General features: G+C 65.8%; 17 protein-coding genes. All 17 read left to right on the top strand.

Going from position 1 to position 13744, the window contains the following annotated elements:
• Positions 1 to 121 precede the first annotated feature (121 nt).
• The 17 genes from JG739_RS35010 (at position 122) to JG739_RS34930 (ending at position 13713) form a co-directional block, all read left to right on the top strand.
• Complete coding sequence (locus JG739_RS35010) at positions 122 to 529, top strand: hypothetical protein (protein WP_202367960.1); 408 nt, start codon at positions 122 to 124, stop codon at positions 527 to 529.
• Between the two features lie 47 nt (positions 530 to 576).
• A complete protein-coding gene (locus JG739_RS35005) occupies positions 577 to 1245 on the top strand; it encodes a head decoration protein (RefSeq protein ID WP_199201609.1) in 669 nt (222 codons plus the stop codon).
• A gap of 95 nt (positions 1246 to 1340) precedes the next feature.
• Positions 1341 to 2360 carry a major capsid protein gene (locus JG739_RS35000; RefSeq protein WP_199201608.1) on the top strand — a complete coding sequence of 340 codons (1020 nt, stop codon included), beginning with the start codon at positions 1341 to 1343 and terminating at the stop codon, positions 2358 to 2360.
• Positions 2361 to 2371: 11 nt separating this feature from the next.
• Positions 2372 to 2800, top strand: coding sequence for a hypothetical protein (locus tag JG739_RS34995; RefSeq protein WP_199201607.1), 429 nt, complete (start codon positions 2372 to 2374; stop codon positions 2798 to 2800).
• On the top strand, positions 2797 to 3552 hold the full coding sequence (locus JG739_RS34990; RefSeq protein WP_199201606.1) for a hypothetical protein: 756 nt from the start codon (positions 2797 to 2799) through the stop codon (positions 3550 to 3552). The genes JG739_RS34995 and JG739_RS34990 overlap by 4 nt, the downstream gene beginning before the upstream one ends.
• A 3-nt stretch (positions 3553 to 3555) precedes the next feature.
• On the top strand, positions 3556 to 3765 hold the full coding sequence (locus JG739_RS34985) for a hypothetical protein (protein WP_199201605.1): 210 nt from the start codon (positions 3556 to 3558) through the stop codon (positions 3763 to 3765).
• On the top strand, positions 3765 to 5276 hold the full coding sequence (locus JG739_RS34980) for a phage tail sheath subtilisin-like domain-containing protein (protein WP_199201604.1): 1512 nt from the start codon (positions 3765 to 3767) through the stop codon (positions 5274 to 5276). Before JG739_RS34985 ends, JG739_RS34980 begins: the two co-directional genes overlap by 1 nt.
• A 41-nt stretch (positions 5277 to 5317) precedes the next feature.
• Positions 5318 to 5683, top strand: coding sequence for a phage tail tube protein (locus tag JG739_RS34975; protein WP_199201603.1), 366 nt, complete (start codon positions 5318 to 5320; stop codon positions 5681 to 5683).
• 1 nt (position 5684) lies between these two features.
• Positions 5685 to 5990, top strand: coding sequence for a phage tail assembly protein (locus JG739_RS34970; protein ID WP_199201602.1), 306 nt, complete (start codon positions 5685 to 5687; stop codon positions 5988 to 5990).
• A 139-nt stretch (positions 5991 to 6129) separates the two neighbouring features.
• Positions 6130 to 7929, top strand: coding sequence for a phage tail tape measure protein (locus tag JG739_RS34965; RefSeq protein WP_199201669.1), 1800 nt, complete (start codon positions 6130 to 6132; stop codon positions 7927 to 7929).
• On the top strand, positions 7929 to 9065 hold the full coding sequence (locus JG739_RS34960) for a DNA circularization N-terminal domain-containing protein (RefSeq protein ID WP_199201668.1): 1137 nt from the start codon (positions 7929 to 7931) through the stop codon (positions 9063 to 9065). The genes JG739_RS34965 and JG739_RS34960 overlap by 1 nt, the downstream gene beginning before the upstream one ends.
• Before the next feature lie 48 nt (positions 9066 to 9113).
• Entirely contained in the window at positions 9114 to 10175 is a 1062-nt protein-coding gene (locus JG739_RS34955) for a phage baseplate assembly protein (RefSeq protein ID WP_199201667.1), read from the top strand.
• On the top strand, positions 10172 to 10621 hold the full coding sequence (locus JG739_RS34950; protein WP_199201666.1) for a phage baseplate assembly protein domain-containing protein: 450 nt from the start codon (positions 10172 to 10174) through the stop codon (positions 10619 to 10621). The genes JG739_RS34955 and JG739_RS34950 overlap by 4 nt, the downstream gene beginning before the upstream one ends.
• Complete coding sequence (locus JG739_RS34945; protein WP_244750076.1) at positions 10621 to 11160, top strand: phage GP46 family protein; 540 nt, start codon at positions 10621 to 10623, stop codon at positions 11158 to 11160. The genes JG739_RS34950 and JG739_RS34945 overlap by 1 nt, the downstream gene beginning before the upstream one ends.
• On the top strand, positions 11132 to 12208 hold the full coding sequence (locus JG739_RS34940) for a baseplate J/gp47 family protein (RefSeq protein WP_199201665.1): 1077 nt from the start codon (positions 11132 to 11134) through the stop codon (positions 12206 to 12208). The genes JG739_RS34945 and JG739_RS34940 overlap by 29 nt, the downstream gene beginning before the upstream one ends.
• Positions 12201 to 12929 (top strand): putative phage tail protein, encoded by a 729-nt coding sequence (locus tag JG739_RS34935; protein WP_199201664.1) that lies wholly within the window; start codon positions 12201 to 12203, stop codon positions 12927 to 12929. The genes JG739_RS34940 and JG739_RS34935 overlap by 8 nt, the downstream gene beginning before the upstream one ends.
• A gap of 13 nt (positions 12930 to 12942) precedes the next feature.
• Positions 12943 to 13713: a phage tail protein gene (locus JG739_RS34930; RefSeq protein ID WP_199201663.1), complete on the top strand. Its 771-nt coding sequence runs from the start codon at positions 12943 to 12945 to the stop codon at positions 13711 to 13713.
• Positions 13714 to 13744 lie beyond the last annotated feature (31 nt).

Below are 13744 nucleotides of genomic sequence, written 5' to 3'. Positions count from 1 at the left end.
GGCCGCGGTCCGCGCAGCAACGCTCGCGGCGGCGGATGAGCTTTCCCCTGACGATGGGGAAGAAACCGGCGCCCAGGCGTCAACTGAAACCAACCGCCCCCCGCGGGCAAAGGAGACCGGAATGTCCGGAAATCAGGCGCCCGCCGCGGCGGGCACTATCTCGCAGGCCGACCATGACGCCGCCGTTGCTACGGCTGAAACCAAGGGCCACGCCGCCGGCGTGTCCGCTGAAAGCAAGCGCCTCACGACGGCGATGGGTGCCGAAGGCGTCAAGGGGGATGGCGGCCGCATGGCGGCGGCGCTCGACCTCGCAGCCAAGTCTCCGGCCATGTCCGGCGAGGATGTCGCCGCCTTCGTCGTCGCCAACGTGGCGGCAACCAAGCCGACAGGCGGTGCTGATGCCGCCGCCTACGAGCAACAGCGCCTGGCCGCCGCCGGCCTGGCGCAGCCCGGCAACGCCCCGAAACCCGCTGACGCCTCGGCGGGTTGGTCCAAGGCAGCCGAGCGCATCAACAAGCGCAACGGCTGATCAAGCCCTTTCGCGCAAACCACTCCAACTCGTGAAGGGCTGAAGCCATGACGACTGTTACCGAAGGCCGGCATGCCGGCGAATTCCTGCTCAGCGAGGCGAATTTCCACCGCTCGCGCGAGAACGCCACGATCGCCTTTTCCCAGACGCTTCTTGCCGGCACCGTGCTCGGCCGGATCGCAGTCGTGGCCGGCGTCGTCGCCACCGCTGCCGCCGACGCCGGCAATACCGCCGGCGCAGGGGCGCTGACGCTTGCCAACCCTGCCGTCTCGTCCAAGGTGAAGGACGGTGTCTACAACATCGTCTGCACGGAGCCGGCGACCAATGGCGGCACCTTTGAAGTGACCGATCCGACCGGCAAGTCGATCGGCAAGGCAACCGTCGGCGTGGCCTTCAACAAGGAAATCAAGTTCACCATCGCCGACGCGACCGACTTCGTTGCCGGCGATCGCTTCACCGTCACGGTCGAGGCCGATGCCGAGGATTTCCAGTACGTCGCCTACAACCCGGCAGGGGCGGACGGCTCCGAAGTCGCCGTCGCTATTGCGATCAACGGCGTCGTGACGCCCGCCGACGCAACAGCGGCGATTGCCGTCATCGCCCGCGATGCGGAAGTCAACGGCCACCAGATCGAATGGCCGGCAGGCATCACCGCTGCCGCCAAGGCCGACGCCGTACAGGCTCTCGAGGCGCGCGGGATCATCATCCGGAACTGACGGCGCGGCGGGTGACCGCCGGCCTTTGAATTGAGCCCGCGGCCCGCCGCGCCGACCATCTCCTGCCAGCCAGGACTTCCAAAGGGAAAACGCAAATGCTCGACATCTTCAAGAATGAAGCGTTCAGCTGCACGTCGCTGACTGATTTCGTCAACGATCTGAAATACCGGCCCGGCCGCATCGGCCAGATGGGCCTGTTCTCGGCCCATCCCGTCACCACGACATCAATCGCCATCGAGCGCGTCGGCGACATCCTGCAGCTCGTCAAGCCGTCGCCGCGCGGCGGCCCCGGCGAAACGCGCGATATGCCCAAGCGCAAGATGACGGATTTCAAGGTGCCGCATTTCCAGCGCGACTGGGCGGTCTACGCCGACCAGGTGCAGAACGTTCGCGCTCGCGGCACCGAGGGTGAATTGGCCACCGTGCAGCAGATCGTGGGCGAAGTGATTGCCGCCAACACGTCTGACATGGACCTGACCGAGGAGCATGCGCGTCTTGGCGCCATCACTGGCATTATCACCTATGCCGACGGGTCCACGCTTAACCTGTTCACCGAATTCGGCGTTGCCCAGGTGGCGGAAGTCGACTTCGATCTCGACAATGCCACACCAGCCGACGGCGCGCTGCGCCTGGCGGCCACCAAGGTTATCAGGGCGCAAAAGAAGGCGCTTGGCGCCGTGCCCTTCACCGAAGTCCACGCCTTCGTCGGCGACACCTTCTTCGACCAGCTGCTGACCCACAAGGAAGTCCGCGACACCTACAAGGGCTGGTCGGAAGCGCAGATCCTGCGCGAATCGTACATCGGCAAAAACCGCTCGGAAAACCCTATGTTCGAGTTCGGCGGCATCGTTTGGGAAAACTACGGTGAGATCGATGGTGAAGGCGTTGGCATCCCGACGACCAAGGCGCGTTTCTTCCCGATCGGCGTGCCGAACCTGTTCAAGACCTATCAATCGCCGGCCGACTATATCGAAACCGTCAATACGCTTGGCCAGCGTCTTTATGCCAAGCAGTGGCCGATGCCCAACGACAAGGGCATCAATGGCGAGTTGCAGATGAACGAGCTTCAGCTCTGCACTCGGCCGGGCGTGCTGATGGGCGCCCGCAACACCTGATCGGGACTGCCATGATCGACTGGAACGAGGCTTTGGCGGCGACAGAATCGACCGTCGCCGAAGTCTTCGACCGCGAAAGCTTCCGCGTGGTGCCGACGGCACGGCGCGTCGGCGTCAACGAAACCCGTATGGCCGATCCGGATCGCGTGGGATTTCCCTTCCTCGGCTCGATCGACTTCGGCCCGGCTGTCCTAACACCTGGCTTTTCGCATCCCTCCACATTGACGTCGAACCGCGACCGGTCGCGCGAGATGCCGAGCCATGAGGCGGTGATTACTGCGCTCTCGACCGACTGGCCGGAGCCGGTGAAGGTCGAGGACCAGATTGTGTGGGAGGGGCCGGCCGGCGAGGTGAAGGGCCGCTTTCTCGTTGCAGCCATCCCCGTCGACGGCGGAAAAAGGCTGGCCATCTTCGTCAACCGGACCAAGGGCAAGCCATGACCATCGCTGCCGAGATCACCCGGCTGGCCGCCGTCGAGAGTTTTTGCCCGACCGCAGCCATCCTGGCCGAGGCGGGGTTCCCGACCCTGGCCCGCGCCCGCGTCTTCGACAGCCGCCGCCCGTCGGTCGACCTGATCGATCCCGGCGAGGAATACACGCCGGTGCTGTCGCTGTTCACGCGCCGGTCGCAATCGCCGCGCCGTGGACCCGGGCAGGGCAGTGTTGCCCGCAATGGCAGCACCATTTTGGAAGTCGTCGCCGAGCTGGCGGTCGCGGCAAGGGACGAGGACGGCGCGGAATTCGTAGACGCCATGGCCGGCTCCGATCCGAAGGCGCGCATCGTGCTGTCGGCGCTGTGTGCGCAGGCTCGCTACGTCCTGACGCAAGGGCCGACCGGAGCGATCTTCCGCAAGATCGTCATGGCGATCGAGAGCATCGACGAGGAAGGCTTTGCCGTCCCCGAGCTCGGACTGCGCTGGCAGCGCACGACGATGCTCTTCGAATGTCAGATCCCTGACGACGAATTCTCGCCCGCCGGCGGCTTGCCGATGCCGGCCGCTACCATAGCGGCGCTGCTACCTGAGAATTCCTATGCCCGTGCGACGCTGGACAACATGGCGGCACAGTTCGCGGCTTCAGCGCCGCTGCCCGTCATGGACACGATCGCCTTCGACGTGAAACAGGCCGGGGTGTCCGGACAGGCCGGGACCGCCGCCGCCGTCGAACCGCCGTTCCCTGATATTGAGGACTAGACCATGGCCAATCTCGTTCACGCCAGGCTGGCGGATGCCTCGCACCGCCTGCCGCATCCGTTCCGTCCGGCCACCGATTTTCCGGCCGACGGCCAGACCATCGACCGCGAAGACCCGGTCTGGATGCAGCTCATCAATGACGGCTCGCTGATCGTCGATGAAATCGAAGCGCCTGCCGCCCCGGCCGCAGGCAAGCGCAAGGAGAAAAACTGATGGGCATCCAGTTCAACAATATCCCCGGCGCCGGTCTGGTCGCGCCGCTCTTCGCCTTCGAGGTCACCTCGGGCGGCAGCTACCAGTCGGAATCGCGGCTGCTGCTGATCGGCCACAAGAATGCCGGCGCGGCGATTGCCGACAATGTGCCGCAGGCGATCGGTTCGGCCCAGGAAGCCGTCGCGCTTGCCGGCGCCGGCTCAATGCTCGCCGAAATGGCCCGCGTCGCCTTCCTCAATGCGCCGGTGCAGGAGACCTGGATCGTTGCCGCCGCGGCCGTTGGCGTGGCGCGCGCCGACACCATCAAGGTCAATTCCGTTCCGGCCGGCGGTGGCGTCGGCACGATCGAGATTGCCGGCGAGCCGGTGCAGGTGCAGATCGCCGCCGGCGACAGCGTCAACACCGTGGCCGCAGCGCTTTCCGCCGCGATCAACGCCTATTTCAACCCGCTCACCGGCGCCTCACTGCCGGTGACGGCGGCGGTTGTGACGGACACCGTCACCACCACGGCCCGGCATGCCGGCGCCATCTTCGGCGATCTCGACGTCTATGTGCCGACGACGATCGCCGCCAACGCCTTTGCTGGCGCTGCACTCACGCTGACCAACACCGTCGCGGCGGCCGGCGATCCCGACCTGTCGGCGGCCCTGGCCTCGCTCGGCGATGATCCCTTCGACTGGATCGTCTCGCCTTTCGCCGATGCGACCAATATCGGCCGCTACGCTGCGCTGCTCAACGATACGTCCGGACGTTGGGCCTATAACAGGCAGGTCTATGGCCACGTCTTCGCCCCCTCGACCGGCTCGACTGCGGCGCTGACAACGCTGGGCCTGTCGCTCAATGATCGCCATCTGACCATCCTGCCGCGCATCGCAGCTGCCGGCAACGCGACGCCGGCCTGGCTGTGGGCCGCCGGCCTCGTCTCGCGCATCGTGCCCTGGCTGTCCGATGGCGTCACCGGCAACGTCTCGCGCAACCAGACCGGGCTTGTGGTCGAAGGCGTCAAGGCGCAGCGCAACCGCGCGACCGTGCCAACCTATGCCGGCCGCAACACGCTGCTGCGCTCCGGCATTTCCAGCTTCATCATTACGGCCGATGGTCGCGTGGCGATCGACAAGATCATCACCACCTATCAGAAGGATGCAAACGCGCAGCCCGACGAGACTTTCCGCGATATTCAGGCCATCGGCCAGCTGGTCGCCATCCTGCGTTTCTTCAGGGCGCAGCTGTCCTATGAGCACGGCCAGAAGGCTCTCGCCGACGAAAACCCCGGCGGCCTCGGCTCGCTGACGACACCGAAGGCGATCAAGGCAACGCTGGTCCATTCTGCCGAGACGATGGAGAAACAGGGTGTGCTCGAAAACGCGCGCGGCTTCGCCGATCGCCTCGTCGTCCAGCGCAACACCGAAAACGCCAACCGCGTCGACATCCTGGCGCCGATCGACCGCGTCAACGCGCTCGACGTGATCGCCGCCAACGCCCGGCTCTACAGCCAGTATCGCGCCGCCTGATCTGGCACCTGCCATCGCCATCCAACTGAGAGGATAAACCCATGCAGAATTTCGGCGGAGAGATGACGTTCGCCCTTTCGACCGGCGACCGCATCGTGGTGCGCGGCGCGGCAGAGATCATGCCGTCCAATGTCAACATTGAAGGCAATGCCAACCAGGACGGCTCGATCTATCGCACGGTCGAGCCGACCGGCTTCAAAGCGAACCTCACCTTCGAGGACATGGCGGCCGATGACTGGAACCGGCTGATGCGCGCCTCCGGCTTCAATGTGACGCTCAACGAGAGCTTCACCGGCGCCCAGCATCTGTGGACGGAAGCGGCCTTCACCGGCACCCCGACGATCAACCGCGCGAGCGGCGAGGTCACCGGCGTCGCGCTGATCGCCCGTGCCTACAAGAAGATCTGACATGGCCGAGAAGATCGTCCCATTGTCCAAGCGCTACGAGGCGCATGGCGAGCCTTTCGACAGCGTCACCCTGCGCGAGCCGCGCTTCGAGGATCTGCTGGCGCTGGGCGAGCCTTACGAGGTGCAGCGCGCCGCCGGCAACAATGTCATCATCGAGAACGTCGACACCGTCGCCGCCTATGTCCGGCGCTGCGTCACGGCGCCAGGGATCGAAAAACTTGGCGCGCTCACCTTGGCCGACGCCCGGCTGGTGCGCGATGCGGTGATCGGTTTTTTTATGGTTTCCGCGTCGCAGGACGCCAAGTAGGCGACGTCGTCGGCATTCAGGCCGACGATCTCCTGTTCTTCTTCGGCTGGCAGCCCGGCGTCGTCTTGCCCATGACCTTTTCCGAGATCGCCACGCTGCACGGGCGCGGCATTGAATTCCTGAAGCGCAGGCCGAAAAAATGAGCAACCGCACGATCGAGGCCATTCTGCGCCTGTCGGCGAAGCTCGGCTCGATGGGCGCCTTCGGCCAATTGTCGAGCAAGCTCAACCAGGTCAACCAGAAAGCGCTGGCGTTCAATCGGACGCAAACCATGATGGCGCGGACGTCTGCGCTCGCCATGAATGCTATGCGAGGCGTGATTGGCTACCAGGTCGTTCGCGGCGCCGGGGCGCTGGTGACCAACTTCGCCGACGCCGAACGTCGGCTGACGAGAATTGCCGTCAACGCCGATGCCGGCAAGGATAAGCTTGGCGAGATGTTCCGCACCGTCGACCGTGCCGCGCTCGACTATGCGATGACGCAGGACGGCATCACGGACGGTCTCGAAGCACTTGTCGCTTCCGGCCGCAGCGTCGACGATGCGCTGTCCTTCCTGCCTTCCGTCGCCGCCACGGCGCAGGCCGCCGGCGCTGAAATCGCCGACATCGCCACTACGGCGGATGCGATCGGCAGCTCATTCAAGTTTACCGGCGACAACATGCAGCGCGCCTTCGACATCCTGGTGACGTTGGGCAAGCAGGGCAAGTTCGAACTGAATGACATGGCCCAGTATCTGCCGTCGCTCGCGCCGGCTATGGCCGCGCTCGGCTACGAGGGCGAGAAGGGTCTGGGCAAGCTGGCATCGATGCTTCAGACCGTGCGCCTGCAGACCGGCGACGCCAGTTCGGCTGCGACCAATTTGCAGAACGTGCTGCAGAAGATGGAGTCGAACGAGACGGCGAAGAGCTTCTCGAAGTTCGGCGTCGATCTGCGCAAGGAAATGGCCAAGGCCCGCAAGGAAGGCCGCGACCTGATCGACGTGTTCATCGAATTGACCGATCGCGCTCTCAAGGGCGACATGTCGAAGATCCCGCAGCTGTTCACCGATGCCCAGTTCATGCAAGGCATGCGCGCCCTGTTGCAAGGGCGCGACGCCATGGAAGGTTTCCAGAAGGCGCTCGAAAATGTCGACGGCGCGACGATGCGCGATCTTGGTATCATCCTCGAAGGGAACAAGGCGAAGATCGACAGGATGGCGGCGTCCTGGGAGCGGATGAAACGTTCCATTGGCGGCGGCATCGCTGGGCCGGCGACGGGCGCCATGGACTTCGTCAGCTCCAATATGGACAAGGCGCAGTTCATCAACGCCCAGCTCGAAAAGGAAGGCATGGGCTTTTGGGAAAAGCGCATGTGGTGGGCGCGCAACGGCTTCGACAATCAGGACCAGGGGCTGAAGGCTTTCCAGGGCGGCTGGCGTTCGCCGGAAGGCTTGATAGCCGCCAAGGGACCGATGAGCGCCAGCCCGGAACTGCCGTCGCGGCGTCAGGACCAGCCTGGCCGCATTCCGCTGCCGACGGCGCGGCCGGTGGCGCCAACCATGGCCGAGCAATACCGGCTCTACGGTCGCGGGCACGCGGCCGCCGTGCGCAACAGCGTTAAGGTCGATAAGCCGGCCGGCTATTTCGGCAACGAGATCGATTTCAGCGCGATGGAGCGGGCCACGGACGCCGCGGCCGCCGACCTGAAGGGCGCCGGCGTCGAGACGGCGTCGTCCGTGGCCGATGGCGGCAAGCAGGCCGGAGACAGCATCAAGTCGGGCGCCGACACTTTGGCGTCGGTCGCGGGCAAGCTCGAGGCGGCGATCGTCTCGGGCGCCAACAGCCTCGCCGCCGCCGCCCGCGGCGCCGCCGCCGACCTGTCGCGGCCCATCGGTTCGCTCAAGCAGGTTCGCGCCGACACCGGCCGTTCGGATGCCGGCCGCGCAATGGGACCACGCTGATGCGCGACTGGCTGAAAGCCTTCCGGCCCGCCACGTTCCGCGGCGTGCCGTTCTTCGTCGACTATGAGGACGCCGAGGGCGGCCGCCGCGTCGCCGTCTCGCCGATCGCCTATTCCGACCTGCATGTCACCGAGGATATGGGCGGCGATGTCAGGCGGTTTTCGCTAAGCGCCTACGTCGCTGGCGATCTCGCTGACGCCGCCGCTCGCGCGTTCACCGCCGCGCTTAATGCACCGGGCGCCGCCACGCTGGTGTTGCCGATGGGCGGACCGGTGCTGGTCAGGGTGCCACGTTGGTCGCTGTCCCGTGAGCGCGGCCGCGCCGGCTATGTCGGCTTCGATATCGAATTTATCGCGGCCGGCCTGCCGACGCTTCCGTTCGCGGCTGTGCCTGGCGCGCTTGCCATTGCTTCGCTGATCGCGGCCGGCATCGATATGATCGCCGCCGCGACCGCCTTCCGCATGCGCGATGTTGCGCCGGGGCAGGCGGCGCCATCGGCGCTGGCGGTCACGTCAGCCGCATCCAGGATGACCGCGGTTGCCGACGCCTCGGAGCTTGCTGAAGACAAGCGGCCGGTCGTGGCAGACGCCATCGCGACCATCACACGCCTTGCGGCCGAGCCGGTTGCGCAGGCATCGGCCATTGCCTCCGCGATCGTCTCGACCGTCGGCGCCATTGCCGATACGGCGAGCCCGGCCGAGGCGGTCGAGGCTTTTGCCGTCGCTGCCGTTCCGGCCGGCGACGATGTCTTCGACCTGGTGTCGGCCGCTGCCTTCGCCGCCGGTTTCTGCCAGACGCTGGCGGCCGGCGATTATCTTTCGCGCCAGGATGCGCGCCGCGCCCGCGACCGCATTTCGCCGGTCATCGATCCCGTTCTCGACGCGCTGTCGAGGGGTCTGGATGTTTCGGTCAATGAATGGCTGTCTGACATCGCCGCGACCGCGGCGTCGGATCTCAGCGCCGTCGCCGCGAACCGGGCGCCACTGGTCACCGTCCATACCGAAGTGTCGCTGCCGGCGACGGCGTTGGCCTATGCGCTTTATGGCGACGCCGGAAGGGCAGGCGAACTGGCGCGTCGCAACAGCGTCGCCACGCCAGCCGCCATGCCGATCAGCTTCGAGGCCATCGCGCCTTAGCCCACGTGTATACGCTGCCGCCACGGGGCGGCCTGAGAGGATTGCGCCTTGCCGCTTGAGACGATTGCCATCCAGGCGGGCGGCCTGTTCCTGCCGTGGCAGGATGTCTCGATCTCGATCTCGGCCGAGGAGGCGGTGCGCACCGCTGTGGTGAACGGGCACATCCCGCCCGGCATAGATCCGCCATGGCCTGACACCAAGGCTACTCTCTCGGCGAACGGCACTTTGCTGCTTACCGGCTATGTCAGGGATCTGCGCCCCGACCAGGGGTCGGATGATTGGCGAGCCGCGATATCGCTGGTCTCGCGCACCGTCGACGCGGTCGAGACATCGATCCTGCACAAGACCGGCCTGGTCGAGAACCGGAACATCAAGGGCATCGGTGAGGCCTTCGACAATCTGGGCATCGGCATCGAGGCGAAAGGATCGTTTGAGACGATCGCCAAACATCAGATTGAGCCTGGCGAATCGCTATACTCGACGCTTGAGCCGCTGGCGCGCGCGGAAGCAGCGATCATCCACGACACGCCGGAAGGCAAGTTGCGCATCGTCAAGAAGCCGGAAGGCTCGCATAGCGGCGGCCTCCAGGCTGGCGTCAACATCATATCGGCCAGCGCTGAGTTCTCGGGGCAGGGCAGGTTCAACCCGGTCGTTGTGCGCGGTCAGCAATCGCGCGGCGTCACCCCGCAGGCGATGCGGCCGGAAGCAAAGGCCAGCGATACCTCGGTCGGCCGTGCCAGGCCCAAGATCGTCGTGCTCGATGGCGAGGCGACGACGGCGCATATGAAGAACGCGGTCGAATGGGAGGCGCGCGCGGCAGCCGGGCTTGCCGTCACCGCGACAATCACGGTGTCGGGCTGGCGCGATGCCGGCGGGAAGATCTGGACGCCCAACTGGCTGGTTTATGTCAGGCATCCACGCGTCTATCTCGACCAAATGATGGTCATCAAGTCGGTGGAACTGACGCAGGACACGCAGGCAGACAGCGACGGCACGCGGGCGACGCTGACGCTGACCGATCCTCGCGCGCTTGGCGGCTCCTCGTCCGGCTCGAAATCCGGCAAGGGTTGGTCGGCGCCGGAGCCCAAGGCGGAGTATTCGGCGCAATGAAATCGTCGGCTCATCTGACGCGGTTCGAAATCGACAGCTCGCGCTTCGACAACGGCCAGCTGCTGATCTCGGGCCGTGGCCTTGCCGGCGAGACGTTCAAGGATCTGCTCTACGTCCAGCCGCATGGCGCCGCCAGCCGCCCGCCGAAGGGCGCGATCGGCGTCGCCATGGTCATGCCAGGCCGACGCACGCAGGCGCTGCTCATGGGCATCGAGCACACCTCGCATCGGCCGGACCTGCCGAACGGGGCGGCGGCGCTTTACGATGCGGCCGGCAACATCATCAAACTGTTCGCTGGAGGCGTGACCATGGATTTCGGCTCGCGCACCATCACGCTGACCGGCGGCACCTGGAATTTGAAAGGCGACCTCAACGTCGACGGCAACATAACGGCGACCGGCTCGATTATCGATGCCGGCGGCAACACCAACCACCACTCGCACTGATGATCAGGATTGTTCCGCTCACCGGCGACGGCGAACCGCTGCTGTCGCCGGACACGCTATGGGACGGCACGTCAGGCGACTGGGCGCTTGCCGGCGACGACAAGGTCAATGCCGGCGGCCTGCGCGCCAAGGCCGCATTAGCCACCGCCGTGCTGCTCTGCCTGATGACCGATGCCCGCGTCGAACCAGACGAGCTGTCGCCCGAAGAGCAGAACCGCGGCTGGCCCGGCGACAGTTTCGACCTGCGCACCGATCTCGGCGAGACCGCGATCGGCTCAAAGCTCTGGCTGCTGCGCCGCTCGACCGCCAGCGATGCGACCGCCTTGCGCGCTGAAGACTATGCCCGTGCCGCCTTGCAGACGCTAGTCGACCAGGGCGCGGTCTCATTCGTCGAGGTGACCGGCACGGCGCTGCCGGCCGAGCGGCGCATCGATCTTAAAATTCTTTTGAAGGACCGCGATGGCGCGGTCGTTTTCGATCGCCGCTTCGGCGTCCTGTGGGAGCAACTGCGTGGCCTGGACCGTCCTCTCGCCGTCTGAGATATCGGCCCGGCTGCGCGGCGCCTTGCGCCGTTATTTGCCGGGCACCGATGCGCTGGTATGGCCGAACAATCTGACGGCGATCGTCAAGACGGTCGCCGCCGGGCTCCACGACATGCATCTGCGCGCCGCCTGGCTCTACGAGCAGATCTTCGCCACCACGGCCAGCGTCCAGCACCTCGAGCGGCACGGGGCCGAACTTGGCATCTATCGTCGGCCGATGGCGCGTGCCGAGGGTGTGGTGACGCTCAATGGCTATGCCGATACGATCTATCCGGCCGGCATCGCCTTCATCGCCGGCAACCGGCTCTATCACTCGATTTCGGATGCGCGCTCGGATCTCGCCGGCTTGCTGACGCTAACGATCCTGTCCGACGACTATGGTGTCGCGACCAACATCGCCGCCGGCGAGACGGTGGAGCGCGCCGACCCGACCCAGTTCCCGAACCTCGAGCTGGAAGCCACCGTGGCCAGTGGCGGCATTGGCGGCGGCGCCGATACAGAGACGGATGCCAGCCTGCGCGCCCGTATCCTCGATCGCAAGCGGCGGCCGCCGCAGGGCGGCGCCTATTCGGATTACGAGCAGTTCGCCCGTGCAGTGCCCGGCGTCATCCAGGCATGGGCGTTTCCTTTCGCCGACGCGCCCGGAACGGTCGGTGTCTGGTTTCTGTTCGAAGGCCGCGAGAATGGCATTCCGGAGGCCGGTGACATCGCTTTGGTGCAGGATGCGCTGGAGGCGCGCCGCTTGATCCGCGCCGGCCTTTCCGTTTCGGCACCGATCCCGTCGCCGCTCACCATCACCATCGCCAACCTTGCCGTCGACACGGTGCAGACGCGCGCGGCGATTGCCGCCTCGATCGCGGCCATGCTGGTCAGGCGCGCCCGGCCGGGTGTCGCCTCGGCGCCGTTCACCCTGTCGCGCTCGTGGATTTCGGAGGCGATCAGCCTTGCGGTCGGCGAGGACCGGCACTTCCTGATCGATCCGTCCGGCGACATCACCTATGTCGGCGGCGAGATGCCTGTTTTGGGCACTATCAGCTATGTCTGACGCCGCGCGCTGGCCGCGCTATCCCGGCGAAGACGAGCTTGCCTTCTTCCACTTCGCCCCGGACGACCCGTTCATTGGCCCGCCGCCACAAGGCGACGTCCTGTCCGATCCCTCCGACGAGACAGCCGAAGGGTTTCTGACCGCGCTGCTGCCGAAGGGTGCGGCGTGGGGCACATCAGACAACCAGGCGCTTGATCCGTTGTCGGTTCTGGCGCGCTTCTGGCGGGTGATCGGCTCGGCCTTTGCCGATGCCTACCGGGTGCTGTTCGGCGTCACGCTCGAATCGACAGCGGTCACGCTGGTCAATTCGCTTGACGATTGGGAAATCGAATACGGGCTGCCCGATCCCTGTCTTGGTCCGGACCAGACGATCGATGCGCGCATGCGCTCGCTGCTGCTGAAGATCCGCTCCGGCGGCACCATCACGCCAGCCGATTTCATCAAGCTCGCCGCCGATGCCGGCTATGCGATCTCGATCGAGGAGCCGACGCCGTTCCGCATGGGCGGCTCGGCAATGGGCGGCACAGAAGCGCTCGGCGGCGGCTACCCGTCCGAATATGTCTGGATCGTCAAAGTGCCCGGCGTATCGGTCGACCATTTCCGCATGGGCGTCGGCCGCATGGGCGAGACGCCGCTCGGCAAGCTCGGCCTGCCGGACGACCTGGTCTGCCTGTTTAACGCGCTGAAGCCGGCGTGGACCACCGTTATCTTCTCGGCCTGAAAAGGGTGAACTCATGAAATTCGTCAATCCGCGCAATGCGCCGCCGTCCACTTCGCGCATTCCCTATTGGGACGAGAACAAGCCGGCCGGCCTCGACGGCTCGATCCCGCCGGCCAAGGTGCTGAACGACACGCAGGACGAAATCCTGAAGGTGATCACCGAGGCCGGACTGACGCCCGACCCGAACGATCCGACGCAGCTGTGGCAGGCCCTGCAGGCGCTGATCGCATCCATTGTTGCCGGTGAAAGCCCGTCGATCGAAGTTCCGCCCGGTTCTATCTCGATGTTCGCGGCTGCTGGGGCGCCGACCGGCTGGCTGAAATGCAACGGCCAGGCCGTCAGCCGCATCACCTATGCCGATCTGTTCGCGGCAATCGGCACCAGTTGGGGCGCCGGCGATGCGGTTACCACCTTCAACGTGCCTGACTTCCGCGGTGAATTCCTGCGCGGCTTTGACGACGGGCGCGGCATCGACGCCGGCCGCGCCTTCGGCACCTGGCAGGACTATGCGACGGCGCGGCCGAAGAACGACACCGTCCAGCGCGTCAACCCGGCGGACGGCTCGCCCGTCACGCTTCAGCAGGCCGGCGTCGGCCAGCCGCCGGCGACCAATCCATCGCAGGTCGGCTTTGTCCGCGCGTCGAAGACCGGCGAGCGCATCGTTACCGGCGATTTCGATCCGGGCGGCGGCTCGAACCCTTATGTCGACATTGTCAACGTCGTGACCGGCGATGCCGAGACGCGGCCGCGCAACCGGGCGGTGCTCTACATCATCAAGACTTGATTTGTCTCAATGGCCGCACCGCAGCCTTCGC

Origin of the sequence: Mesorhizobium sp. L-2-11 (assembly GCF_016756595.1) — a bacterium.
Taxonomy (GTDB): domain Bacteria; phylum Pseudomonadota; class Alphaproteobacteria; order Rhizobiales; family Rhizobiaceae; genus Mesorhizobium.
The sequence above is the reverse complement of the archived record's forward strand: the minus strand, read 5'-3'. Positions and strand labels throughout refer to the sequence as shown.

Bases quoted from the DNA above. Each gene is read 5' to 3' on its own strand.
- JG739_RS35010 (WP_202367960.1), top strand. From the start codon at position 122: ATGTCCGGAAATCAGGCGCCCGCCGCGGCGGGCACTATCTCGCAGGCC.
- JG739_RS35005 (WP_199201609.1), top strand. From the start codon at position 577: ATGACGACTGTTACCGAAGGCCGGCATGCCGGCGAATTCCTGCTCAGC.
- JG739_RS35000 (WP_199201608.1), top strand. From the start codon at position 1,341: ATGCTCGACATCTTCAAGAATGAAGCGTTCAGCTGCACGTCGCTGACT.
- JG739_RS34995 (WP_199201607.1), top strand. From the start codon at position 2,372: ATGATCGACTGGAACGAGGCTTTGGCGGCGACAGAATCGACCGTCGCC.
- JG739_RS34990 (WP_199201606.1), top strand. From the start codon at position 2,797: ATGACCATCGCTGCCGAGATCACCCGGCTGGCCGCCGTCGAGAGTTTT.
- JG739_RS34985 (WP_199201605.1), top strand. From the start codon at position 3,556: ATGGCCAATCTCGTTCACGCCAGGCTGGCGGATGCCTCGCACCGCCTG.
- JG739_RS34980 (WP_199201604.1), top strand. From the start codon at position 3,765: ATGGGCATCCAGTTCAACAATATCCCCGGCGCCGGTCTGGTCGCGCCG.
- JG739_RS34975 (WP_199201603.1), top strand. From the start codon at position 5,318: ATGCAGAATTTCGGCGGAGAGATGACGTTCGCCCTTTCGACCGGCGAC.
- JG739_RS34970 (WP_199201602.1), top strand. From the start codon at position 5,685: ATGGCCGAGAAGATCGTCCCATTGTCCAAGCGCTACGAGGCGCATGGC.
- JG739_RS34965 (WP_199201669.1), top strand. From the start codon at position 6,130: ATGAGCAACCGCACGATCGAGGCCATTCTGCGCCTGTCGGCGAAGCTC.
- JG739_RS34960 (WP_199201668.1), top strand. From the start codon at position 7,929: ATGCGCGACTGGCTGAAAGCCTTCCGGCCCGCCACGTTCCGCGGCGTG.
- JG739_RS34950 (WP_199201666.1), top strand. From the start codon at position 10,172: ATGAAATCGTCGGCTCATCTGACGCGGTTCGAAATCGACAGCTCGCGC.
- JG739_RS34945 (WP_244750076.1), top strand. From the start codon at position 10,621: ATGATCAGGATTGTTCCGCTCACCGGCGACGGCGAACCGCTGCTGTCG.
- JG739_RS34935 (WP_199201664.1), top strand. From the start codon at position 12,201: ATGTCTGACGCCGCGCGCTGGCCGCGCTATCCCGGCGAAGACGAGCTT.
- JG739_RS34930 (WP_199201663.1), top strand. From the start codon at position 12,943: ATGAAATTCGTCAATCCGCGCAATGCGCCGCCGTCCACTTCGCGCATT.